Origin of the sequence: Bradyrhizobium sp. PMVTL-01, from assembly GCF_051861855.1 — a bacterium.
GTDB lineage: Bacteria > Pseudomonadota > Alphaproteobacteria > Rhizobiales > Xanthobacteraceae > Bradyrhizobium.
This window is the reverse complement of sequence record NZ_CP193982.1, coordinates 7,067,303-7,090,282: the sequence shown is the minus strand read 5'-3', so window position 1 is coordinate 7,090,282 and position 22,980 is coordinate 7,067,303. Positions and strand designations below refer to the sequence as shown.

The following is a 22,980-nucleotide window of genomic DNA, read 5'->3' as shown; positions in this document are numbered from 1 at the left end:
TTACCTTTTGTTTACCAGGACATCCGAAGGTTAACGCTGGCGGCGCATATGGCGCTTTGGCTGCCGGCGCGTGAGCTGTGGCGGGTGATGTCACCTCCGAGCGAACGCTTTGAAGGGGGGAGGCTTCTTCTGCTGAAGACCAGCACCCGGCCCGGCACCGAGACGTCATGTTCGCCAGGATCCGCGCAATGTCGCGGGCAAACTGTTGACGAGCTCGTGCAATGGATGGAGCAGGAAGCCTCACCCGGTCGCTTTTCAGATCGCTGAGGCCCCAAGCTGACCTCAAGGCGGCCGCTATCGGAGCGGTCGTGCTTCTGCGCGAGTGGGTGCAAGAGAAGCGCGAGGAGAAGCGCGCGGCCGCCAGGATCAGGACCAAAGCCAGGGCCAAAGCCGTCGTCGAGCGCGAGCCGCCGCCGCGCGTGGTCGCGCTGGTCGAGCGCTATGCGCCGCGCCGGGTCGGAATCACCATGACCGTGCTGCTGCTGCTCGGAAGCTGCGGCCTCGGCATCGTCAAGGGCGGCCATCTCCAGGATTTCCTCACCGCGGTCAGCGATGCCCGCAACGCCATGGCCAATTCCGCCGGCTTCCGCATCACCTCCGTGGTGATCAACGGCCGCAAGCAGCTCACCCAGGACGAGATCCTCGCGATCGGCGGCGTCAGCGGCCGCTCCTCGCTGCTGTTCCTCGACGCCGACGTCGTGCGCGAGAAGCTCAAGGCCAATCCCTGGATCGCGGATGCGACCGTGCTGAAGCTCTATCCGGGCCGGCTGATGATCGACATCACCGAGCGCCAGGCCTTCGCGCTGTGGCAGGAGGCGGGCCGCCTCTCCGTCATCGCCGCCGACGGCGCTGTGCTCGAGCCCTACGTCTCGCGCCGCTTCCTGTCGCTGCCGCTCGTGGTCGGCAAGGGCGCCGACACCCAGGCCCGCGATTTCCTGGCGCTCCTGGCGCGCTATCCGCAGGTCAATGCGGTGACCAAGGCCGCCGTCTATGTCGGCGAGCGGCGCTGGAACCTGAGGCTGAAGGACGGCCTCGACATTCGCCTGCCCGAGCAGGACGTCGGCAACGCGCTTGCGATGCTGTCCAGGCTCGACAAGGAAGACAAGCTGTTCTCCCGCGACATCGTCGCCGTCGACATGCGCCTGCCCGATCGGCTGGTGGTGCAGCTGTCCGACGACGCCGCCAAGGCGCGCGAAGAGCAGTTCAAGGACAAGAAGAAAAAGAAGGCCGGGGACGCCGCATGACCGGTCTCGATCGCACCCAGACCCCCAAGACGCGCCCGATGCCGCACAAGCGCGGCGGCCTCGTCGCCTGTCTTGATATCGGCACCAGCAAGATCGCCTGCATGATCGCGCGGCTGAAGCCGTCGGCGCCGAGCGAAGCCTTGCGCGGCCGCACCCACGCGGTGGAGCTGATCGGCTACAGCCAGATCCAGGCGCGCGGCATGAAGGCCGGCGCGGTGATCGATCTCGGTGAATGCGAGCAGGCGGTGCGCCAGGCCGTCGCGCTGGCGGAGAAGATGGCCAAGGTGCGGGTCGAGTCCGTGCTGCTCTCGGTGTCGGGCGGCCGGCTCTCCGGCCAGCTGGTCGAAGCCGCCGCCGACATCCGCGGCGGCGCCGTGACGCCGGCCGACGTCAGCCGCGTCACCTCCACCGGCATGCGCCACGCCACCGGCGAAGGCCGCACCGTGCTGCACGCGCTGCCGGTCGGCTACACGCTCGACGGCGTCAAGGGCATCCGCGATCCCCGCGGCATGGTTGCGCACCAGTTCGGCGTCGACATGAACGTCGTCACCTGCGACGCCACCGTGGCGCGGAACCTGATGCTCGCGGTGGAGCGCTGCCACATCAATGTCGAAGCCATGGCGGCGAGCTCCTATGTCGCCGGCTTGTCGGTGCTGACCGACGACGAGGCCGATCTCGGCGCGGCCGTCGTCGAGATGGGCGCGGGCACCACGACGATCGCGGTCTATTCCGGCGGCCGCTTCGTGCATGCGGCGGGTTTTGCGGTCGGCGGGCAACACATCACGATGGATCTCGCGCGCGGACTCTCGGCGACCATTGCCGACGCCGAGCGAATCAAGACTTTATACGGGACGGTCATCACCGGCGGATCGGACTCGCGTGAGCTGATGTCTGTACCGACAGCCGGTGACGAGCAGGATCTGCCGCAGATCGTCTCCCGCGCCACTATCGCCAACATCGTCAAGCACCGTGCCGAGGAAATCTTCGAAATGGTCCGGGACCGGCTGAAGGATTCGCCCTTCGCGTCAGAGCCCAACGGCCGCGTCGTGCTGTCGGGCGGCGCCTCGCAACTGACCGGTCTCGTCGAACTCGGAACGCAAATTCTCGGCCGGCCCGTGCGGGTTGGACGTCCCCTCGGTTTCGGCCGGCTGCCCAACGAGGCGAAGAACGCCGCGTTCGCGGTGCCGACCGGACTGCTCGTCTACCCGCAATATGTTCACCAGGAACATGTCGAACCGCGGCATACGCGGCAGCAGATCAGAACAGGGACCGGCGGTTATTTCGGAAGGGTTGGACGATGGCTACGCGAGGGCTTTTGATGACTCCTTTCCGCAATTTCCCATTTTCACCAACTCCCGCGGCCGCCGGCCGGGGCGAACCCACACGCGCGTGATCGAGAGGCAACCATGACCATCAGCATCAACGTTCCTGATATTCACGAACTGAAGCCCCGGATCACCGTGTTCGGCGTCGGCGGCGCCGGCGGCAACGCCGTCAACAACATGATCACGGCGGGCCTTCAGGGCGTCGACTTCGTGGTCGCCAACACCGACGCACAGGCGCTGACGATGTCGAAGGCACAGCGCATCGTGCAGATGGGCACGGCGGTCACGCAAGGGTTGGGCGCAGGTTCGCAGCCGAACGTCGGCGCCGCGGCGGCAGAAGAGGTGATCGACGAACTGCGCGACCATCTCTCGGGCGCCAACATGGTGTTCGTCACCGCCGGCATGGGCGGCGGCACCGGCACCGGCGCTGCCCCGGTCATCGCCAAGACCGCGCGCGACATGGGCATCCTCACCGTCGGCGTCGTGACCAAGCCGTTCCACTTCGAAGGCGGCCGCCGCATGCGCACCGCTGAAGCCGGCATCGCCGAGCTGCACAAGGTGGTCGATACGCTCCTGATCATCCCGAACCAGAACCTGTTCCGGGTCGCCAACGAGAAGACCACTTTCGCCGATGCCTTCGCGATGGCCGACCAGGTGCTTTATTCGGGCGTCGCCTGCATCACCGACCTGATGGTCAAGGAAGGCCTGATCAACCTCGACTTCGCCGACGTCCGCGCCGTCATGCGCGAGATGGGCAAGGCGATGATGGGCACTGGCGAGGCCTCCGGCGACAAGCGCGCGCTGACCGCCGCGGAAGCTGCAATCGCCAACCCGCTGATCGACGACTCGTCGATGAAGGGCGCCAAGGGCCTCCTCATCTCCATCACCGGCGGCAAGGACCTCACCCTGTTCGAGGTCGACGAGGCTGCGACCCGCATCCGCGAGGAAGTCGACCAGGACGCCAACATCATCGTCGGCGCCACCTTCGACGAAGCCCTCGATGGCCTGATCCGCGTCTCGGTCGTCGCCACCGGCATCGAGCAGGCCGCGATCGCCCGCAACAGCCAGGCGACCTCCGCGCCGGTCGCGAACGCCGCGCCCCAGGTGCAGCAGGCTCCTGCAGCTCCAGCCGCCGCTGCCGAAAGCCGTCTGGCGGACCTCACCGCGCGCCTGCGCGCCGACAACCAGCGCCTGGCCGAGCGCGCCCAGAAGCTGGAAGCCCAGATCCCGGCTGGCGCGCCAGCGCCGGTTGCGGCCGCTCCGGTCGCGCCGCGGCCGAACGTCGAGCGCGCGGCGCTCGCCGCCATCGCGGCCGCCGTTGCCGAAGTCCCTCAGGCGCCCGCGCCGCAGACCTATGGCGACGTCACCGTGCGGCCGATCGCGCAGAAGCCGACCCTGTTCCCGGAGCCTGATATGGGTGCCGTCGCAATGCAGGAGCCCATGACGCCGGAAAACTTCATCCCGCCACAGGCTGAGCGCCCGCCGGTCCGTGCGCCCAGGATGCCGCGAATCGAGGAGCTGCCGATGCCCGCCCAGGCCGAGATTCGCCAGGCCCGCGGCGAGGTGGAGGAAGAGGCCCCGCAGAAGACCCGCCTGTCGCTGCTGCAGCGCCTCGCCAATGTCGGCCTTGGCCGCCGCGAGGAGGAGAGCGAGCCGCCGGTGGCCGCCCGCACCGCCAGCCCGGCCATGCCGCCACTGCCCGAGCGCCGGCCGCAGAAGACCGTGGCGCAGCAGATCGCGGCCAGCGAGCCGGTATCGGAGTATGCCCGCCGTCCCGCGCCTCAGGGCCTCGACATGCATGGCCGCCCCGCACCTGTTGCACCGGCGCCACAGGGTGACGACCATCTTGACATCCCGGCCTTCCTGCGGCGGCAGGCGACCTGAGGATTGTTACAACAAGGCAGACGAAAAAAGGTCCCGGCGACACGCTTGCCGGGACCTTTCCTTTTCTCCCGGGAGCACACGGATTTCTCAGCCAAGCAACTGATTTTAAATCATTAATTACCTATTTGGTGATTCACTAAAACCGCCGGCAGCGGCCCAAAACCCCGGGGCAATTTGGTTAAGCCTTGGCGCGAATACGGCAGGTTTGGGGTAACAATCGGTAAAAAACCGTGAGTTGGCGCTGTTTCAGGCAGCAACTATGGTTTGCCGTGACTTGGGGATACGGATTCGCACGACGGTCTCAACCGATCGGTCGGGTCGAGTATAAGTCGCAACGGGTCGTAGTGGGGCGGGTTCTTGATGAAATTTAGCCGGCAAACAACGCTTCGTGCGCAAGCCACCGTGGCCGGCGTCGGCGTTCACTCCGGTCTTCCCGTCACTCTCACACTTGGGCCTGCACCGATTGATGCGGGTTTTGTTTTTGTCCGTACCGGCCTCGAGGGAAGCGACCGCGAAGTTCAGGCGACCGCCGAGCAGGTGATCGCGACCGACCTTGCCACCGTCCTCGGCGATCGTAACGGCCCGCTGGTTTCCACCGCCGAGCATGTGCTTGCTGCACTGCGGGGCATGGGTGTGGACAACGCCACGATCGAGCTCGACGGGCCCGAAGTACCGATCATGGACGGCAGCGCCGCAGCGTTCATTGCCGCCATCGACCAGGCCGGCATCGTCACCCAGTCCGCACAGCGCCGCTTCATCCAGGTCTTGAAGCCGGTCTCGGTCAAGATCGGCGACTCCTTCGGCGAAATCCGGCCCTATGCCAACGGGTTCCGCGCCGAGATCGAGATCGACTTCACCAATCCCGTCATTGGTCAGCAAAGCTACGCCCTCGACCTCAATCCGGAGCGCTTCCGCCGCGAAATCGGCCGTGCCCGGACCTTCGGCCTGATGTGCGATGTGGCCCGGCTCTGGAGCGCGGGCTATGCCCTCGGCGCTTCCTTCGACAACACCGTCGTGTTCGACGAGGAGCGGCTGCTCAACACCGAGGGCCTGCGCTACGCCGACGAATGTGCCCGTCACAAGGTGCTGGACGTGATCGGCGACCTCGCGCTGGCCGGGCTGCCGCTGCTCGGCGCCTACCGTTCGGTCCGCGGCGGCCACAAGCTTAACCACGCCGTCCTGACCGCGCTGCTTGCCGACCGTACTGCCTGGCGTGTGGTCGTGGGTGAGGCGGTGCGTCGCAGCACCCGTCCGGTGGGCGAGGTCGGTCGCGGCATTGTCGGCGGCCGGATTGCGGCCGCCTACGGGCCGGACGTGTCCTGAAGGGATCTGCTGTCGCTGGCCTTTGACGGCGACTTGCCCCGGGAAACTCCTGGTAACCATGATCGGCTAGCATCGCGGCACGTTCGCCTTAATCCGGGCGAAATGCCTGCCTATCCGGTTGGTTAGGGATCGTTTTTGGATATATCGGCGTGGTCGCGTGGCAGGCACCACGGCACCATTTCGCGCTCATGACGGGTTCATGGGCTGGCGGGCACCGCATCACAGGGCGTCAGGGCAAAACTCATGTCGGCACAGCGTATGAGGCGCGGACCTCTTTGGATTTCGCCTAAGGCCTCGATCGCGGCCCGTGGGCTGCTCCAGGCCGCCAGCTTCCTCCTGCTCGCGCTGCCGCTGGCCGGCTGCGGCACCGGCGAGCTCTGGGACAAGTTCACCGCCAAGGACGACACCTTCGTCGAGGAGCCTGCCGACAAGCTCTACAATGAGGGCCTGTACCTCATGAACGAGAAGAAGGACATGAAGGCGGCGAACAAGAAGTTCGAGGAGGTCGACCGCCAGCATCCTTATTCCGACTGGGCCCGCAAATCGCTGCTGATGTCGGCCTACGCCGCCTACCAGGGCGGCGACTATGACGGCTGCATCGGCGCTGCCACCCGCTACGTCACGCTGCATCCCGGTAGCCCGGATGCGGCCTATGCGCAGTACCTGATTGCCGCCTCGCACTACGATCAGATCCCGGACATCAGCCGCGACCAGTCCCGCACCGAGAAGGCGATCGCCTCGCTGGAAGAGGTGGTGCGCAAATATCCGACGTCCGAATATGCGACCTCGGCCAAGGCCAAGATCGAGGGCGCCCGCGACCAGCTCGCCGGCAAGGAAATGAACGTCGGCCGCTACTACGCGCAGAAGCGCGACTACACCGCCGCGATCAACCGCTACAAGGCCGTCGTCACCCAGTACCAGACCACGCGCCATGTCGAGGAGGCGCTCTACCGGCTGACCGAAGCCTATATGGCGATCGGCATCGTCGGCGAGGCACAGACCGCGGCCGCCGTGCTCGGCCACAATTTTCCTGACAGCCGCTGGTACAAGGACGCCTATAATCTTGTAAAATCGGGTGGTCTCGAGCCGAGCGAGAATCAGGGGTCCTGGATCAGCAAGACCTTCAAGAAGATGGGCCTCGGCTAGGAAATTTTGGGGTTCCATGCTGGCGCGTCTGTCGATCCGTGACATCGTCCTGATCGAACGGCTCGATATCGAATTCGCCACCGGCCTTGCGGTTTTGACCGGCGAGACCGGGGCGGGCAAATCCATCCTGCTCGATGCCTTTGCGCTGGCGCTCGGCGGCCGCGGCGACGCCGGCCTCGTGCGCCACGGCGCGGAGCAGGGGCAGGTCACCGCCGTGTTCGATATCCCGAAGAATCACCCCGCGACGAAGATCCTGGCCGAGAACGGTCTCGACGACACCGGCGAGATGATTCTGCGCCGGGTCCAGCTCGCCGACGGCCGCACCCGCGCCTTCATCAATGACCAGTCGATCAGCGTGCAGACGCTGAAGGCGGTCGGCGCCGCGCTGGTCGAGATCCACGGCCAGCATGACGAGCGCGCGCTGGTCGATGCCGCCACGCACCGCCGCCTGCTCGATGCCTTCGCGGGCCTCGAGAAGGACGTCACGGCCGTCGAAGAGCTGTGGGACGCCCGCCGTACCGCCAACACCGCGCTGGAAGAGCACCGCGCCGGCATGGAGCGCGCCGCGCGCGAGGCCGATTATCTGCGCCACGCCTCCGACGAGCTGAAGCAGCTCGCGCCGAGGGAGGGCGAGGAGACCTCGCTGGCCCACCGCCGCACCGCGATGATGCAGGGCGAGAAAATCGCCTCCGATCTGCGCGAGGCGCAGGAGGCGGTCGGCGGCAACCATTCACCGGTCGCAGCGCTCTCCGCGGCGGTGCGCCGGCTGGAGCGCCGCGGCGTCAATTCGCCGGCGCTGGTCGAGCCCGCGGTGAAGGCGATCGACGCCGCGATCAACGCGCTGGAGGAAGCCGACCAGCACCTGCTGGCCGCGCTGGCCGCGACCGATTTCGACCCGGCCGAGCTCGAACGCATCGAGGAGCGGCTGTTCGCGCTGCGCGCCGCCTCGCGCAAATATTCGACCCCGGTCGACCAGCTCGCGGCGCTTGCCGCCAAATACGCGGCCGACGTCGTGCTGATCGACGCCGGCGCCTCGCAGCTGAAGAAGCTGGAGCAGGCCGCGATCGAGGCCGACAGCCGCTATGCCGCCGCCGCCAACAAGCTGTCGCTGGCGCGGCAGAAATCGGCTGAAAAGCTCAACAAGGCCGTGAACGCCGAGCTCGCCCCACTCAAGCTCGAGCGCGCCAGATTCATGACCCAGGTCACGACCGACGAGGCCGCGCCGGGCCCGCAGGGCTTCGACCGCGTCGAGTTCTGGGTGCAGACCAATCCCGGCACCAAGCCGGGTCCGATGATGAAGGTCGCCTCCGGCGGCGAGCTGTCGCGCTTCCTGCTGGCGCTCAAGGTCGTGCTGTCCGACCGCGGCTCGGCACCGACACTGGTGTTCGACGAGATCGATACCGGTGTGGGCGGCGCGGTTGCGGACGCCATCGGCGGGCGCCTGGCGCGGCTTGCCGGCAAGGTGCAGGTGATGGCCGTGACCCACGCCCCGCAGGTTGCCGCCCGGGCCGACCAGCACCTGCTCATCTCCAAGGACGCCCTCGACAAGGGCAAGCGCGTCGCCACCCGCGTCAATGCGCTCGCCGCCGACCATCGCCGCGAGGAGATCGCCCGCATGCTCGCCGGCGCCGAGATCACCGCCGAGGCGAGGGCGGCCGCGGAGAGGTTGCTGAAGGCGGCGAGTTAGGCTTCGTCTCCCGGACGAGCGCAGCGCGCGCCGGACCCAGACGCCTTTACCATGCTACCCGCTCCGTCGTATCCAAGCACCATGGCAAGAGCAGCAAAATCGAAACCGCTCCGCGACGTCGCCGATCTCACCAAAGCGCAGGCCAAGGTCGAGCATATGCGGTTGTCGCTCGAGATCGAGGGGCACAACGAGCGCTACTATCAGGAGGACGCGCCCACCGTCACCGATGCCGAGTACGACGCTCTGCGTCAGCGCCTCAACGCGATCGAAAAACGCTTTCCTGAATTCGTCAGCGCAGAATCGCCGTCGCAGAAGGTCGGCGCGGCACCGTCCGGGCGCTTCAGGAAGGTGCGGCACTCGGTGCCCATGCTGTCGCTCGACAACGCCTTTGCGGAAGAGGACGTGCGCGACTTCGTCGGCCGCATCGTGCGCTTCCTGAAGCTCGACGACGACAGGATCAATTTCTCCGCCGAGCCGAAGATCGACGGCCTGTCGATGTCGCTACGCTATGAGGGCGGCGAGCTCGTCACCGCGGCGACGCGGGGTGACGGTTCGGTGGGCGAGGACGTCACCGCCAACATCCGCACCCTCGAAGACGTGCCGCAAAAGTTGAAAGGCCGCAACGTCCCCGACATCTGCGAGGTGCGCGGCGAGGTCTATATGACCAAGAAGGCCTTCCTCGCGCTCAACGAGCGGCAGAAGGCGGCCGGCGACACCACCTTCGCCAATCCGCGCAACTCGGCAGCGGGTTCGCTGCGGCAGAAGGATCCGACCATCACGGCTTCGCGTCCCCTCGGCTTCTTCGCCTATGCCTGGGGCCAGATGAGCGCGATGCCGGAGAATACGCAGAGCGGCATGATCGGCTGGTTCGAGCGCTGCGGCTTCAAGACCAATCCGCTGACCAAGCTGTGCCACTCCGTGGAAGAGCTGCTCGCCTTCCATCATGCGATCGAGGAGCAGCGCGCCGAGCTCGACTACGACATCGACGGCGTCGTCTACAAGGTCGACCGCATCGATTGGCAGGAGCGGCTCGGCTTCGTCTCGCGCACGCCGCGCTGGGGCATCGCGCATAAATTCCCGGCCGAGCGTGCCATGACGGTGCTGCGCGACATCGAGATCCAGGTCGGCCGCACCGGCTCGTTCACGCCGGTCGGCAAGCTCGAGCCGGTCGGTGTCGGCGGCGTGATCGTGCAGAATGTCACGCTGCACAACGAGGATTACATCAAGGGCATCGGCAACAAGGGCGAGGTGCTGCGCGAGGGCCGCGACATCAGGATCGGCGACACCGTCGTGATCCAGCGCGCCGGCGACGTCATCCCGCAGGTGGTCGACGTCGTCCTCGACAAGCGGCCGAAGAACGCCAGGGAATTCCAGTTCCCGAAGAAGTGCCCCTGCCCGCTGCACACCGATGTCACGCGCGAGGAGACCGCGACGGGCGAGGAGGGCTCGCGCGCACGCTGCACCGGCGAGTTCGCCTGTCCCTATCAGAAGATCGAGCACCTCAAGCTGTTCGTCTCGCGGCGCGCCTTCGACATCGACGGCCTTGGCGAGAAGCAGCTGCAGTATTTCTTCGACGAAGGATGGGTCAGGGAGCCCGCCGACATCTTCACGCTGGAAAAGCGCAATTCAAAACTCAAGCTCGAGGAGATCGAGGGCTACGGCGCGACCTCGGTGCGCAACCTGTTCGGCGCGATCGAGAGCCGGCGAAAAATCGCGCTGGAGCGTTTCATCTATGCGCTCGGCATGCGCCATGTCGGGGCGACCACGGCGCTGGCGCTGGCGCGCGGCTACGGCTCGTGGGAGGCTTTCCACGATGCCTGCCTCAAGGTCGCCAAGGGCGACGAGGAGGCGATGGCGGATATGGATGCGCTTGACCAGATCGGCGACACCGTGATCAAGAGCATCGCCGATTACTTCGGCGAAAGCCATAATCGCGGCATCGTCGAGCGTCTGACCAGGGAGGTCGAGATCGTCGACGCCGAGAAGCCGAAGAGCAACTCGCCCGTCGCCGGCAAGACCGTGGTGTTCACGGGCTCGCTGGAGAAGATGACGCGGGACGAAGCGAAGGCGACCGCGGAACGGCTGGGTGCGAAAGTGTCGGGCTCGGTGTCGAAGAAGACCGACCTGGTCGTCGCCGGCCCGGGTGCCGGCTCGAAGCTCGCGGACGCCAACAAGCACGGCGTCAAGGTGCTGACCGAAGACGAGTGGCTGAAGCTGATCGGGGAGTGAGCGTTTCTTCCGTCATTGCGAGCGCAGCGAAGCAATCCAGGATCTTTCCGCGGTGACAGTCCGGATTGCTTCGCTACGCTCGCAATGACGGGGAGAGGTGGCCGCCCCCTCTACATCATCCCCGTCTCTTCCTCCTCCGCCTGCTCGATCAGCTCTTCGCTCACCACCACCTCGCGGCGCGGGACGACGAAGATCATCACACCGGCGCAGAGTAGCGAGATCGCCAGCACCGCGGCGGTCAACGGCAGCGTCGTCGTCGAGTGGCCGCCGAGATAGGCGCCGAATTGCGACATCAGCGCGCCGAGGCCCTGTTGCAGAAAGCCCATCGCGCCTGACGCCGTGCCGGCGGCCTCGGGGCGGACGCTGATGGCGCCGGCCGCGGAATTTGCCATCACGATGGCGTTGCCGGCCATCACGATCATCTGGGTGCCGAACAGCCAGGGTGGGGCCGCGTTCAGTCCCGTCAAGCTCCAGAGCAGGTTCAAGATGCTGCCGCCGAGCTGCAGCGCCAGCCCGAACCAGATCAGCTTCTCCAGCGAGTGCCGCGGCGCGAAGCGCACGCAGAGCAGATTGCCGGCGAGAAAGGCGAGGCTGCTGGTGGCGAACCACGTACCATATTCGACGGTGGTTCGGCCCATCTGCGTGACCACGATGTACGGACCGCCGCCGGCGAAGGTGAAGATGATCTGCGAGGCGAGCACCTGGCACAGCACGTAGCCGACGAAGGCGCGGTTCCTGATCAGGCTGCCGACATCGCCGCGAAAGCCGCCGCCGGCTGCACGGTCGCGGCGCGTCTCCGGCAACGCGAGCGCGATGCCGATCGCGACCGCAAGAGAGCCTGCGGTGATCGCGTAGAAGATCGCGCGCCAGCCGAACGCGGTCTCGATCAGGCCGCCGGTCAGTGGCGAGAGCATCTGCGCGATCATCATGACGGCGATGACGAGGCTGATCATCGCGCCGACGCGCTCGCGCTCGTAGAGATCGCGGATGATGGCGCGGCTCACCACCATGCCGGTAGCCCCGCCAAGCGCCTGGAAGAAACGTGCGGCGATCAACTGCGGCAGGCTGCCGGCGAAGACACAGCCGATGCTTGCCGCGACCATCAGCGCGAGCCCTGCCAGCAGCACCGGGCGCCGCCCGAACTTGTCGGACAGCGGGCCCATGATGAGTTGCGAGCAGGCGATGCCGACCATGTACAGCGACACCGTCATCTGCGCGACCGAGATATCGCGGCCGAAATTCGTCGCCAGCACGGGGAGCGCTGGAACCAGCATGTAAAGCGAGATCGGCGCAACCCCCGTCATGCAGACGAGCAACAGCAACATCACGCGCGAGCTCGCGATGTTTTTCGTTGCCGCCTCCGGCGGCCTGCTGATCATGCCGTGCATAGATGTCCGTCTCGTCGAAATCACTGTAGCGTGCTCGCGCAACACGGATACCGGCGTTTCGGAATGCGGCTATTCGGATTTTGGGACTGTATAACAACAGTGCGCCGGAAGCCGTCGTTTTACGGGAAGCTGCTCAAGGAACGTGCCAAGCCGGCCACGATCGCGGGCAAAGGCGGCGGAGCTTTGCGCTAGTGGCGTAGTGCCATGCGCTATGTCAGCTCCGCCGTTGCCTGATCGAGCCAGGCCTTCGTCGCCTCGTCCAGCGCCGGCCGCACCTCGGCCCTCACGCGCGCGTGGTAGGCATTGAGCCAGTCGAGCTCATCCCTGCTCAGCATCGCGACATCGATCAGCCGGCGGTCGACCGGCGCCAACGTCAGCGTCTCGAACGCATTCATCGGCTTCTCGGCACCCTTGATGTCAGCTTCGACCACCAGCTCGAGGTTCTCGATGCGGATGCCGAAACCGTCGGTCTTGTAGTAGCCGGGCTCGTTGGAGAGGATCATGCCGCGCTTCAGTGGCGTGGTGCCGAGCTTCGAGATCCGCGCCGGCCCCTCATGCACCGAAAGATAGCTGCCGACGCCGTGGCCGGTGCCGTGCTCGAAGTCGACGCCGGCGGCCCAGAGATATTGCCGCGCCAGCGTGTCGAGCTGTGCGCCGGTGGTGCCGTCGGGGAAGATCGCGCGCGCGATCGCGATGTGGCCGCGCAGCACGCGGGTGAAGCGGTCGCGCATCTCGGCAGTCGGCTCGCCGATCGCCATGGTGCGGGTGACGTCGGTGGTGCCGTCTTCATATTGCGCGCCGGAATCGATCAGCAGCAGATCGCCGGGCGCGATCCGCCGGTTGCTCTTGCGGGTGACGCGGTAGTGCACGATGGCGCCGTTCGGCCCCGTTCCGGAAATGGTCGGGAACGAGACGTCCTTGAGCGCGCCGGTGTCGCGGCGGAAGGTCTCCAGCGCCTCGACCGCGTCGATCTCGGTCAGCTTGCCACTTGGTGCTTCGCGATCGATCCATGCGAGGAAGTGCGCCAGCGCCACGGCGTCCCGCACATGGGCCGTCTTGGTGCCCTTGATCTCGGTCGCGTTCTTGACCGCCTTGAGCAATGCAATCGGATCGTTGCCGCGCACCAGCTTGCCGCCGGCGCCGGCGATCAGCCGGCTCAGCGCGTCGGCCGCGGTGGCGTTGTCGAGCGCGATCGCGGCGCCGCTCTTGGCCAGCGCCATCAGCGTCGGCGCCATCGCATCGGGCTCGCGCACGTCGGCGGACTGTTCGAGATGGTCGCGCGAGAGGTTGGAGAGTTTTCGGTGGTCGATGAAGATGGTGGGGCGGCCGTCCTTGGGCACCAGCGCGTAGGACAGCGGCAGCGGCGTATGCGCGACGTCGGCGCCGCGGATGTTGAAGGTCCAGGCCACGGCATGGCTGTCCGACAGCACCAGCGCATCCGCGCCGAGCTTGGCGATCTCGGCCCTGATCTGCGTCAGCTTCTCGCCTTCGGTGACGCCAGCATGCTGCAGGCTGTGCACGGCCACGGGAGCGAGCGGGGGCTGGGGCCGGTCCTGCCAGATCGCATCGACCGGATTGCCCTCGACCGGCACGAGCTCGGCGCCGGCCTTGGCGCAGGCGACGGACAGGCGCTCGGCTGCCGAAAAAGTGTGCAGCCACGGATCAAATCCGAGGCGATCGCCCGCTTTCAGATGGGCCGACACCCAGCTTTCCGGAGGCGGATCGATCAGCGATTCCACCGCCCAGGCCTTGCCATCGACCTGCTTGGCTGCCTGCAGCGTGTAGCGGCCATCGACGAACAAGGCGGCCTCGCGGGTCAGCACCACCGCGAATCCGGCCGAGCCGGTGAAGCCGGTCAACCAGGCCAGCCGCTCTTCCGAGGGCGCCACATATTCGTTCTGCTGCTGGTCGGCGCGTGGAATGACGAAACCGGTCAGCTTGCGGCGGGCGAGTTCTTCGCGGAGTGCGGCAAGGCGCGCGGTCAGCGCAACGCCGGCCTCGGGCTCCTCGAATGTCTGGAAGTGCGCTTCGAACATGCGGATCACTCTAGGATCATGGGCATCGGTCCGCAATCTAGACGCATTTTCATCGCATCTGGCATGGACTGTGCTTGAAAATGTTCCATTCGGTTGAGTGGAGTAAAGGATGCGGCAGTTGCGCTTCGTCCGGATGACAGGGAAATTCGAGCAAGTGGTTCATCTCAACGGCGAGGGGACACACGATGCCAGCGTTCACGTTTGAGAAGATCTCGCCGCCGGTGCGCCGCGCCCCGGCCGCCGCAACGGGACCGAAGAAGCCGCGCGGCCTCATCAGCCAGATGATCGACCGTTTTGCCGAGCGCCGCGCAAGGCGCGCCCTGCGGGGCAAGCGCGCCGCGCGCCGGGACGACAAGCCGGCGGAGTAGGGTGCTGTTTGTTCACCTCGGCCCGCTTGCGGTGAGAGGTCGGATTGCACTTGGCGATGCGGAGCATCGTCCAGCGCGATCCGGATGAGGGGGACTCTCCGCGAGTCCAGTTCTCACCGTCCCGGCGAAGACTCTCCCTCTCCCCGCAAGCGGGGCGAGGGAGCGCACCGGCGCCGCGGGCGCGCTTTATTCCACCTTCCTCAGCAACAGACTGCTCCACCCCTCGATCCTCAGATGCCGCAGTGGCACAAGGCCGCGCGCGCGGTAGGCGGCGATCACGGCGGGCGCCTGGTGGGTCAACAGGCCGGAGAGGATGACGCGGGCGCCGGGCGCGAGGTGCCGCGCCATCGGGCTCGCCAGCTGCCGCAGCGGGTTGGCGAGGATGTTCGCCAGCACCAGGTCGAACGGGCCTGCGCGGGCAAAATCCGGCGCGGCGAAGCCGGTGGCGCGGATCACCCGGACGTGGTGACCGACTTCATTCAGCGTCGCGTTCTCGGCCGCCACCCGCACGGAAGGCGGGTCGATGTCGGAGGCCAGCACCGCCCGGTGCAGCGCCTTGGCCGCCGCGATGGCCAGCACGCCGGTGCCGGTGCCGAGGTCGAGCAAATTGCGCGGAAGGGAACTCTTCAGGACGTGGTCAAGCAGGAGTAAACAGCCGCGCGTGGTCCCATGGTGGCCGGTGCCGAAGGCGAGCGCCGCCTCGATCTCGATCTTGAGCTTGTTCGGCGCGACGCGGTCGCGGTCGTGGCTGCCGTGTACGACGAAACGCCCGGCCGGCACCGGGACCAGATCCTCCAGGCTCGCCTTGACCCAGTCCTTGGCCTCGACAATATCGAACACCAGCGTGCCGGCAATCTCATTTCCTGCTGAAGTTGCAATAAGTTCGCGCAGCCATGCCTGGTCCGGCGGCTCGGCGAAATGCAGCGTGACGTCCCACTGGCCGTCCGGCCGTTCGAAGGCGGCGACCGCCGCGTCGCCCTCGAAAAACACCTCGGTGAGTACATCGACGACGCGCCGTGCGGCAGCCTCGGTGCCGATCGAGAAACTGGCGCGGTGCGTGGGGGAAGGCATGCTCTGTGGTTGTATCGGGCTCAATTTTGGGAACCTTCGCGAGCAATTTTCCGCACAACTTGAAGCTCGGAATTAACTGGACCGAAGGTTGCAGCCCGTAGATTTGCGGCTGTTGGGGCTGACCAACTCAGCCTGTGATTGAATTGGAGGCGTATCTTGAAGCGCATGGTTTTTAAGTTCTGGTCCGATGAATCCGGTGCGACCGCAATTGAATACGGCCTCATCGCGGCCGGTATCGCTCTGGCGATCATCACCGTGGTGAACAGCCTGGGCAGCACGATGAACGACAAGTTCGGTTCGATTAGCACCTCCTTGAAGTAATTTCCGCCTCCGATTTCCAGAGGGGGCTACTTTCTTGAGGATGTCCAGACAAGCGCCCGCGCGGGGAATTGCCCTCGGCGGGCGAGGTCGTTTTGGGGGAGGTGTCCACAGCCCGTCAGCCCTTTATCAGGGCATCGTCCACCGGCTCATCCCCCAGCTGTCCCGCGGTTATCCACCGCCTTCTCCCCAGCATCTCCGGATCGGGTTCCCTGCCTGTCCACGGACATCTCGACAGCCCATCCACAGCCCTATCACCGGCTTCCGAACAGCGCGCGGTGGTCCCGCAGGATCACGCGCGCGGCGTTGTGGCCGGGGGCGCCGGTGACGCCGCCGCCGGGGTGGGCGCCGGAGCCGCAGTGATAGAGGCCCTTGAGAGGCCCGCGATAATCGGCATGGCCCAGCATCGGCCGCGCCGAGAACAGCTGGTTCAGCGTCAGCGCGCCGTGGAAAATGTCGCCGCCGAGCAGACCGAACTGCCGTTCGAGGTCGAGCGGGGACAGGATCTGGCGGCCGAGCACGCTCGCCGCAAAGCCGGGCGCGCACGCATCCACCGTCGCGATCATGAGATCGGCGACCTCGTCGCGATGGTCGTCCCAGGATTTTCCAGCGGGAAGCTCCGGCGCAACGTGCTGGCAGAACAGGCTTGCGACATGCTTGTCGGCGGGCGCCAGCGTATCGTCGAGCGTCGAGGGGATCAGCATCTCGACGACAGGCTGTCGGCTCCAGCCCTGCGCGCGCGCATCGAGATAGGCGCGATCCATGTAGGCAAGGCTTGGCGCCAGGATGATGCCGGAGGTGAGGTGGTCCCCCTCGCCCGGTAGCGCCGTGAAGGAGGGCAGGCGGTCCAGCGCCACGTTCATGCGGAAGGTGCCGGAGCCGTTCTTCCAGTGCCTGATGCGGGCGAGGAAGTCCTGCGGCAGCGCATCGGCCGCGATCAGCCGCGTATACAGCAGCTTTGGATTGACGTTGGCCGCGACATATTTCGCGCGGATCGTCTCGCCGTTCTCCAGCACCACGCCGACCGCGCGGTCGCGCTCGACGATCACCTCGCGCACGCCGGCATCGGTGTCGATCGCGACGCCGTGATCCCTGGCGGAGCGCGCCATCGCTTGCGTGATCGCGCCCATGCCGCCGATGGCGTGGCCCCAGACGCCCTTCTTGCCGTTCACCTCGCCGAAGGCGTGATGCAGCATCACATAGGCGGATCCTGCCGCGTAGGGGCTGGCGTAGTTGCCGACGATGGCATCAAAGCCGAACAGCGCCTTCACCAGATCATGCTCGAAACGCTCGTCCAGCATCTCGCCCGCCGAGCGGGTGAAGAGATCGAGCAGGCTGCGGCTCTGTTCCAGCGTCAGGCCGCGCAGGATGTTGGCGCTCTGCAATGCGTTCACGGCCTCGCGGATCGCGTTCGTGCCGAAGCCGTCGAGCAGGTTCGGCGGTGCGCGCAGTACGAATTGCCTGAGCACGTCGGCGATGTCTTCCAGCTCGCGCGAGAAGCCGTCGAGCGCCTCCGCGTCACGCGCGCTGAGCCGCGCGACTGACGCTTTGGTCCGCCCCTCGCCGGTGAGAAGATAGCTGCCGTCGGGCGCGGGCAGGAAGTTCTGCGCGCGGCGCTCGACCACGCGCAGGCCCTGCTCGGCGAGCTTGAGGTCGCCGATCACCTGCGGATTGAGCAGGCTCACGGTGTAGGCCGCGACCGAATTGCGAAAGCCGGGGTGAAACTCCGCCGTGACCGCGGCTCCGCCGACCACCTTGCGTCGTTCGACCACGCGCACGCGCAGGCCCGCGATCGCGAGATAGGCCGCGCAGGTGAGGCCGTTATGGCCAGCGCCGATGATGACGACGTCGGTTTCGCTCATGAAAGATTCAAAATGTTCCCCGGCCATTCCGGGATGGGTCGGAACGACCGGACCCGGAGTGACATCTCTATATCAAGCATTCGTCGCTGCAACATCACGAGCCCCTTTATTGCCCGTTCAGGCGCAGTGTGCTCCATTGCGCGCGTCCGGCGCCCGCCGGGGGACTTATCCGACGCGTTTTCTCGCGCGAACCGGTGCCCACTTCGCTGGAAAACGCTTTTGCCGGAGCTTTCATGGATTCGACCGTGCAACCCGCCGCCACGGAGCAGCCTTCGTCGTCGCGCAACCGGCTGCTGCTGACGGTCTACACCGCTGCGATCTTCGTCAGCGCGCTGCTGCTGTTCTCGGTGCAGCCGCTGTTCACGAAGATGGTGCTGCCGCGGCTCGGCGGCTCGCCGGCGGTATGGTCGGTGGCCATGGTGTTCTTCCAGTCGCTGCTGCTGGCGGGCTATGCCTATGCGCATCTCTTGATGCAGGCGAGGAACCGGATCGTTCCGGTCACGGTGCATCTGGTGCTGCTGATCGCGGCCTTCGCCACGCTGCCGCTCGGCATCGCGTCGGCGTATGGCGAGCCGCCGGCTTCGGGCTACGCGTTCTGGCTGCTCGGCCTGTTCGTGGTCTCGATCGGGCTGCCGTTCTTCGCGCTCGCCGCCAACAATCCGCTGCTGCAGGCCTGGTTCGTCCGCACCGGCCATCCGGCCGGCCATGATCCCTATTTCCTCTATGCTTCCTCCAACATCGGCAGCTTCCTGGCCCTGTTGTCCTATCCCTTCCTGCTGGAGCCGATGTTCACGCTGCACACCCAGAACCGGTTCTGGACGGTTGGCTATGGGCTCCTGATCCTCCTGATTGGCGGTTGCGGCGTGCTGCTGCTGCGCTCGCCGAAGCTCGCTGTGACTGATGCGCGAACCGAGGACGTCAACGCGCCGGCGCCGCGGCTTCCGAGGCGGCTGCGCTGGATCTTCCTCGCCGCGGTGCCGTCAGGCCTGCTCATCGCTGTGACGGCGCACATCTCGACCGACGTCGCGGCGGCGCCACTGCTCTGGGTGCTGCCGCTGTCGCTGTACCTGCTGACCTGGGTGATCGTGTTCCAGTCGCGGCCGCTGCTGCCGCACAAATGGATGCTGATGCTGCAGCCGGTCGCGATCGCCGGCGTCGTCGTCCTCTTGGCTTTCGGCGGCGAGCAGAATCTGCTGCTGACGCTCGGCGGTCATCAATTGTGCTTCTTCGTCATCGCCATGGCGTGTCACGGCGAATTGGCGCGAACCCGGCCGGCCGCCAGATATCTCACCGGCTTCTATGTGGCGCTGTCGTTCGGCGGCATGGTCGGCGGTCTCTTTGCCGGCCTGGTCGCGCCCTTCACCTTCTCGTGGATCGCGGAATATCCAATCCTGATCGCGCTCGCCGCGCTGTGCCGCCCGTCCGCGAACGAGCGTCTCGCCGGCATCGTCAGATGGTACTGGCTGGCACTGGCCGCGCTCGCGGTGGCGCTGATCGCGCCGTCCTATACGACCGGCAATCTCTCGACCTGGTTCGAGGATCACCGTGTCTGGGTCGCAGGCGCCGTCGGCGCGCTCGCCGCGGTGTTGACGCTGGCGCTCAATGCCGGGCGCTGGAAGATCTTCGCCACCGTCGCGCTGGCGCTGGCGTTGATCCGGATCTATCCGGCGGACGAGGGCCGCGTCACCACGGTGCGCAGCTTCTTCGGCGTGCACAAGATCGTGGAGACGCCCGGCGGCTATTTCCACGTGCTGATGCACGGCACCACCATCCACGGCGCCGAGCGCTTCCGCAACAATGACGGCACGCCGGTCACCGGCCGGCCCGAGCCGATCACCTATTATCACAAGGATGGCGGCATCGGTCAGGCCGTCGCCGCGATCCGCGAGCGCAAGGGCGCGCCGCTCAAGGTCGCCGCGATCGGCGTCGGCTCGGGCACGCTCGCCTGCGCCGCCGAGCCGGGCGAGGACTGGACATTTTTCGAGATCGACCAGTCCATGGTGGACGCGGCGCGTGACCCCAGGAATTTCCGCTACATCTCGAGCTGCCTGCCGGGCCTGAAGCCTGTCATCGGCGACGCCCGCCTCACCTTCGCCAAGGAGCCGGACGGCGCCTACGATCTCATCATCGTCGATGCCTATTCGTCCGATGCGATCCCGATCCATCTCGCCACCGAAGAGGCGATGAAGATCTACAAGGACAAGCTCGCGCCGCACGGCGCCGTGGTGATGCACGTCTCCAACCGCCACCTCGATCTCGAGACCGTCGTGGTCGGCATCGCCGACGCCAATGACTTGAAGAGCTGGGTCTTCAACGAGGATTCGGGGCGCGATTCCGACTACATCTTCTCGACCGACGTCGTCATCTCCGCGCGCGAGGAGGAAGATGTCGGCAAGCTCGCCGCCTCCAAATCGTGGGAGCAGACCGAAGCCGACGACCGGGTGCGGGTGTGGACCGACGATTACTCGAACATCCTGGGCGCGCTGTACCGGCGTTTGAGGGACGGGGAGTAGGACCCCGGGCCTACGGTTCCACAGGCGTCCCCGCCGGCAGCGCAATTCCCTTCTCGCTGGCGACCTGTCGCAGCAGGTCCGGATTGTCCGAGATGATCCCGTCGACGCCAGTATCGATCATCCGCGCCATGTCTTCGCGCTTGTTGACCGTCCAGACCACGAGGCGCAAGCCGAGCGCGTGGGCTTCGGAGACCAGCGCCGCGGTCACGTCGCCGAAATAGGGCGACCAGATCGCGCCACCCGCAGCCTTGATGGTTTGCGGCAACGAGCCGCCGTGATCGGCCGGGCTGAAACCCGCGGTCCAGCTGGTGGCCTTGTCGAGCGCCACCGTTGGAGCCGAGCCGCGCTGGAGCGTCAGGTACACGGTTGGAATCTTCGGCGCTCGCTGCTGGACGAGCTGCAGGGTCCGCCAGTCGAACGACTGGATCATGACGCGGTCGGTGAACCGTTCGGCCTCGATCAGCCCGAGCAGTTTTGTGACGAAAGCTTGCGGATCGAGGGACTCATCCGGATGGTTCGGATCGATCTTGGTCTCGATATTGAAGCGCACATTGGTGTTGCCGGACTTGCGCACCAGCGCGAACAATTGCTTCAGCGTGGGGATGCGCGTCCCCGGCACGGCGCGCTGCTCGGGGAATTGCCTGGCATAGGCACTGTCCGGGCGGATCTGACCGACGTCATAACTCCTGACCTCTTCGAGCCGCAGCTTGACGAAGGGCGTGCCGGGGGCGGCCACATAGGCGCCGCTCGCATCTCGTGCGAGATCCGGATTGAGCCCGCGTTCATGCGAGATGACGACCTCGCCATCGGCGGTGACGCCGACGTCGAGCTCCAGCGTGTCGACGCCCGTCGACAGCGCGTTGGCAAACGCGGGCAGGGTGTTCTCCGGCAGCAGCGCCCGCCCGCCGCGATGCGCCTCGAGATCAAAGGCCATAGCTCGTCCTGCAGCAAGAACCGCGAGCACGGTCAGGATGGTCGTGGCACGTGACGGCATGGTGCCCCGACTGTTAAGGGCGCTCGGTGGCGGCCGCGTCAGTTCTGATAGTAATAATTGCGCGGCTGATAATACTGGCGAGGCTGCTGCTGCTGCTGATAATAGTAGCCCTGCTGGCCATAGCCCTGGTCGTAGGTCGGCTGCGGCAGTTGCTGATAGGCCTGCGTGCCATAGGGGCGCGTGATCGGGCGCGGCGCCGGATAGCGCGCGCCGGTGTCGCTGCCGTCCGCCGGATAGATGTAATTGTCGTCCTGCGGCATGTAGCGGCGGGCGGGTTGCTGCGGCGGCGTCAGGTTCACGGGATCACCCGTGGTCGCATACTGCTCTTCGGCAGGCTGCTGCGGAGCGCGGGCGGCCACGGCAGTGTTGCTGCGGCCGCGCGGATTGCGAGCGAGTGCCACCTGCGCCGAGCCGGTCAGCGTCACCGTCGTGTTGAGCACGCCTTGCTGCTGCACCAGCGCATAGAGCGTCGATGCGTTCTGTCGCGACAGCCGCACGCAGCCATGCGAGGCCGGTGAGCCGAGCCGGCCGACCGAGTCCGTGCCGTGAATGGCGTGCCCGACCTTGGTGAAGAAGATCGCGTGCGGCATCGGCGCGTCGTCGAATTCCTTGGAAAAGTGATCCTCTTCCATGCGGAAGGCACGGAAGGCGCCGTTCGGCGTCTCGCGCGAGGGGATGCCCGTCGACACCGGCCAGTGATAGCGCGCGACGCCGTCGACGGCGACGGTCATCTGCTGATTGTCCTTGTCGACGGTGATCTCGACCTTGGCCTGCGCGGTGCCCGCGCTCAAAAGCATCAGGGAGGTGAAAGCAATAAAAAACGAACGCATCTGGAAACGCATCTGGGTTCTGGCCTCCGGCCTGTTCACGCCAGAGCATGATCCGGAAAAAGTGTGTAGCGGTTTTCCGAAAAGATCATGCTCGAACAATAACACCGCGGCTCTCCGTCCCCCGGCATGCAATATGCCTGCAATCCGGCTTTCGTTCCACCGGGCCCGTCCGCCCATCGTCAACGTGATGCCTGATGTAAGCAAGGCCGCTTTGTGCCGCGCAGCTGGCGGCGATGCTGACATTTTCGCGAGCGGACACGCGTTCATGTCGCCGACAATTCGTCACAAAGGCGCAACCATTTGGCCGCTCGGCGCGTTGATGATGGCCTGCCATTGGCGGCTTTCGCCGCCGCTTGCTCCGTACTTCCCTGGGACTGAAGATGAACAAAGCCCGTGTTACCGCCGCCGTCCTGCCGGCAGGCTTGCCTGTCCGCCTGCTGTTCGCAGCCGCCGCCGTCCTGCTCGCACTGCTGGCGCTGCCGCACGCCAGCCATGCCCAGGGCATCGTGCGCGGCGCGCAGGAAGGGGCCTATGAAGGTAACCGGATCGCCGGTCCGGTGGGGGGCGTAGTCGGTGGCGCGGTCGGCGCCGGTGTCGGCGGCGCCGTGGGTGCGGTGGAGGGCGTGTTCGGCATTCCTCACCGCCACTATCGTCACCGCTGCCACGGGTACTACGACGGCTACCACCGCTTTCATTGCTACCGGTGAGTCCACGGCCGTCATTCCGGGGCGCCCGAAGGGCGAACCCGGAATCCATCGAGCG

Annotated in this window: 17 protein-coding genes; 11 read left to right on the top strand and 6 right to left on the bottom strand. The window is 66.2% G+C overall.

What is annotated here, in order from left to right:
* Positions 1-221 precede the first annotated feature (221 nt).
* The 7 genes from ACRQ5Q_RS34200 (at position 222) to ligA (ending at position 10,838) form a co-directional block, all read left to right on the top strand.
* Complete coding sequence (locus tag ACRQ5Q_RS34200) at positions 222-1,244, top strand: cell division protein FtsQ/DivIB (protein ID WP_439394341.1); 1,023 nt, start codon at positions 222-224, stop codon at positions 1,242-1,244.
* Positions 1,241-2,563 carry a cell division protein FtsA gene (ftsA, locus tag ACRQ5Q_RS34195; RefSeq protein WP_439370022.1) on the top strand — a complete coding sequence of 441 codons (1,323 nt, stop codon included), beginning with the start codon at positions 1,241-1,243 and terminating at the stop codon, positions 2,561-2,563. Before ACRQ5Q_RS34200 ends, ftsA begins: the two co-directional genes overlap by 4 nt.
* An 87-nt stretch (positions 2,564-2,650) precedes the next feature.
* Positions 2,651-4,453 carry a cell division protein FtsZ gene (gene ftsZ, locus ACRQ5Q_RS34190; protein ID WP_439394339.1) on the top strand — a complete coding sequence of 601 codons (1,803 nt, stop codon included), beginning with the start codon at positions 2,651-2,653 and terminating at the stop codon, positions 4,451-4,453.
* Between the two features lie 360 nt (positions 4,454-4,813).
* Positions 4,814-5,776 carry a UDP-3-O-acyl-N-acetylglucosamine deacetylase gene (lpxC, locus tag ACRQ5Q_RS34185; RefSeq protein ID WP_439399925.1) on the top strand — a complete coding sequence of 321 codons (963 nt, stop codon included), beginning with the start codon at positions 4,814-4,816 and terminating at the stop codon, positions 5,774-5,776.
* A 243-nt stretch (positions 5,777-6,019) separates the two neighbouring features.
* Entirely contained in the window at positions 6,020-6,922 is a 903-nt protein-coding gene (locus tag ACRQ5Q_RS34180; RefSeq protein WP_439370018.1) for an outer membrane protein assembly factor BamD, read from the top strand.
* A 16-nt stretch (positions 6,923-6,938) separates the two neighbouring features.
* A complete protein-coding gene (gene recN, locus ACRQ5Q_RS34175) occupies positions 6,939-8,609 on the top strand; it encodes a DNA repair protein RecN (protein WP_439394337.1) in 1,671 nt (556 codons plus the stop codon).
* A gap of 81 nt (positions 8,610-8,690) precedes the next feature.
* A complete protein-coding gene (gene ligA, locus ACRQ5Q_RS34170; protein WP_439394335.1) occupies positions 8,691-10,838 on the top strand; it encodes an NAD-dependent DNA ligase LigA in 2,148 nt (715 codons plus the stop codon).
* A 110-nt stretch (positions 10,839-10,948) separates the two neighbouring features.
* Here ligA and ACRQ5Q_RS34165 read toward each other — a convergent pair whose 3' ends face one another.
* Positions 10,949-12,226, bottom strand: a complete 1,278-nt coding sequence (locus tag ACRQ5Q_RS34165) for a multidrug effflux MFS transporter (protein WP_439394333.1) — start codon at positions 12,224-12,226, stop codon at positions 10,949-10,951.
* Between the two features lie 209 nt (positions 12,227-12,435).
* Complete coding sequence (locus tag ACRQ5Q_RS34160) at positions 12,436-14,262, bottom strand: aminopeptidase P family protein (RefSeq protein WP_439394331.1); 1,827 nt, start codon at positions 14,260-14,262, stop codon at positions 12,436-12,438.
* Between the two features lie 185 nt (positions 14,263-14,447).
* Here ACRQ5Q_RS34160 and ACRQ5Q_RS34155 point away from each other — a divergent pair, with 185 nt between their 5' ends.
* A complete protein-coding gene (locus tag ACRQ5Q_RS34155; protein WP_439370009.1) occupies positions 14,448-14,630 on the top strand; it encodes a hypothetical protein in 183 nt (60 codons plus the stop codon).
* 186 nt (positions 14,631-14,816) lie between these two features.
* Here the strand turns inward: ACRQ5Q_RS34155 and ACRQ5Q_RS34150 are convergent, their stop codons facing one another.
* Entirely contained in the window at positions 14,817-15,701 is an 885-nt protein-coding gene (locus ACRQ5Q_RS34150; RefSeq protein WP_439394329.1) for a 50S ribosomal protein L11 methyltransferase, read from the bottom strand.
* A 165-nt stretch (positions 15,702-15,866) separates the two neighbouring features.
* Between ACRQ5Q_RS34150 and ACRQ5Q_RS34145 the strand changes: the two genes are divergently transcribed.
* Positions 15,867-16,022, top strand: a complete 156-nt coding sequence (locus tag ACRQ5Q_RS34145) for a Flp family type IVb pilin (RefSeq protein ID WP_439399924.1) — start codon at positions 15,867-15,869, stop codon at positions 16,020-16,022.
* Positions 16,023-16,273: 251 nt separating this feature from the next.
* Here ACRQ5Q_RS34145 and ACRQ5Q_RS34140 read toward each other — a convergent pair whose 3' ends face one another.
* Complete coding sequence (locus ACRQ5Q_RS34140; protein ID WP_439370006.1) at positions 16,274-17,881, bottom strand: phytoene desaturase family protein; 1,608 nt, start codon at positions 17,879-17,881, stop codon at positions 16,274-16,276.
* Positions 17,882-18,114: 233 nt separating this feature from the next.
* Here ACRQ5Q_RS34140 and ACRQ5Q_RS34135 point away from each other — a divergent pair, with 233 nt between their 5' ends.
* Positions 18,115-20,394 (top strand): fused MFS/spermidine synthase, encoded by a 2,280-nt coding sequence (locus ACRQ5Q_RS34135; RefSeq protein WP_439394327.1) that lies wholly within the window; start codon positions 18,115-18,117, stop codon positions 20,392-20,394.
* Positions 20,395-20,404: 10 nt separating this feature from the next.
* Here the strand turns inward: ACRQ5Q_RS34135 and ACRQ5Q_RS34130 are convergent, their stop codons facing one another.
* Positions 20,405-21,388, bottom strand: a complete 984-nt coding sequence (locus ACRQ5Q_RS34130; protein ID WP_439370002.1) for a glycerophosphodiester phosphodiesterase — start codon at positions 21,386-21,388, stop codon at positions 20,405-20,407.
* A gap of 38 nt (positions 21,389-21,426) precedes the next feature.
* Positions 21,427-22,218 (bottom strand): L,D-transpeptidase, encoded by a 792-nt coding sequence (locus ACRQ5Q_RS34125; protein ID WP_439394325.1) that lies wholly within the window; start codon positions 22,216-22,218, stop codon positions 21,427-21,429.
* Positions 22,219-22,598: 380 nt separating this feature from the next.
* Between ACRQ5Q_RS34125 and ACRQ5Q_RS34120 the strand changes: the two genes are divergently transcribed.
* Positions 22,599-22,925, top strand: coding sequence for a hypothetical protein (locus ACRQ5Q_RS34120; RefSeq protein ID WP_439369998.1), 327 nt, complete (start codon positions 22,599-22,601; stop codon positions 22,923-22,925).
* Positions 22,926-22,980 lie beyond the last annotated feature (55 nt).

Coding starts and splice junctions, on each gene's coding strand:
- lpxC (WP_439399925.1), top strand. CDS start 4,814: ATGAAATTTAGCCGGCAAACAACGCTTCGTGCGCAAGCCACCGTGGCC.
- ACRQ5Q_RS34120 (WP_439369998.1), top strand. CDS start 22,599: ATGAACAAAGCCCGTGTTACCGCCGCCGTCCTGCCGGCAGGCTTGCCT.
- ACRQ5Q_RS34150 (WP_439394329.1), bottom strand. CDS start 15,701: ATGCCTTCCCCCACGCACCGCGCCAGTTTCTCGATCGGCACCGAGGCT.
- ACRQ5Q_RS34160 (WP_439394331.1), bottom strand. CDS start 14,262: ATGTTCGAAGCGCACTTCCAGACATTCGAGGAGCCCGAGGCCGGCGTT.
- ACRQ5Q_RS34165 (WP_439394333.1), bottom strand. CDS start 12,226: ATGCACGGCATGATCAGCAGGCCGCCGGAGGCGGCAACGAAAAACATC.
- ACRQ5Q_RS34145 (WP_439399924.1), top strand. CDS start 15,867: ATGGTTTTTAAGTTCTGGTCCGATGAATCCGGTGCGACCGCAATTGAA.
- recN (WP_439394337.1), top strand. CDS start 6,939: ATGCTGGCGCGTCTGTCGATCCGTGACATCGTCCTGATCGAACGGCTC.
- ACRQ5Q_RS34200 (WP_439394341.1), top strand. CDS start 222: ATGGATGGAGCAGGAAGCCTCACCCGGTCGCTTTTCAGATCGCTGAGG.
- ACRQ5Q_RS34155 (WP_439370009.1), top strand. CDS start 14,448: ATGCCAGCGTTCACGTTTGAGAAGATCTCGCCGCCGGTGCGCCGCGCC.
- ftsA (WP_439370022.1), top strand. CDS start 1,241: ATGACCGGTCTCGATCGCACCCAGACCCCCAAGACGCGCCCGATGCCG.
- ACRQ5Q_RS34140 (WP_439370006.1), bottom strand. CDS start 17,881: ATGAGCGAAACCGACGTCGTCATCATCGGCGCTGGCCATAACGGCCTC.
- ACRQ5Q_RS34130 (WP_439370002.1), bottom strand. CDS start 21,388: ATGCCGTCACGTGCCACGACCATCCTGACCGTGCTCGCGGTTCTTGCT.
- ligA (WP_439394335.1), top strand. CDS start 8,691: ATGGCAAGAGCAGCAAAATCGAAACCGCTCCGCGACGTCGCCGATCTC.
- ftsZ (WP_439394339.1), top strand. CDS start 2,651: ATGACCATCAGCATCAACGTTCCTGATATTCACGAACTGAAGCCCCGG.
- ACRQ5Q_RS34125 (WP_439394325.1), bottom strand. CDS start 22,218: ATGCGTTCGTTTTTTATTGCTTTCACCTCCCTGATGCTTTTGAGCGCG.
- ACRQ5Q_RS34135 (WP_439394327.1), top strand. CDS start 18,115: ATGGATTCGACCGTGCAACCCGCCGCCACGGAGCAGCCTTCGTCGTCG.
- ACRQ5Q_RS34180 (WP_439370018.1), top strand. CDS start 6,020: ATGTCGGCACAGCGTATGAGGCGCGGACCTCTTTGGATTTCGCCTAAG.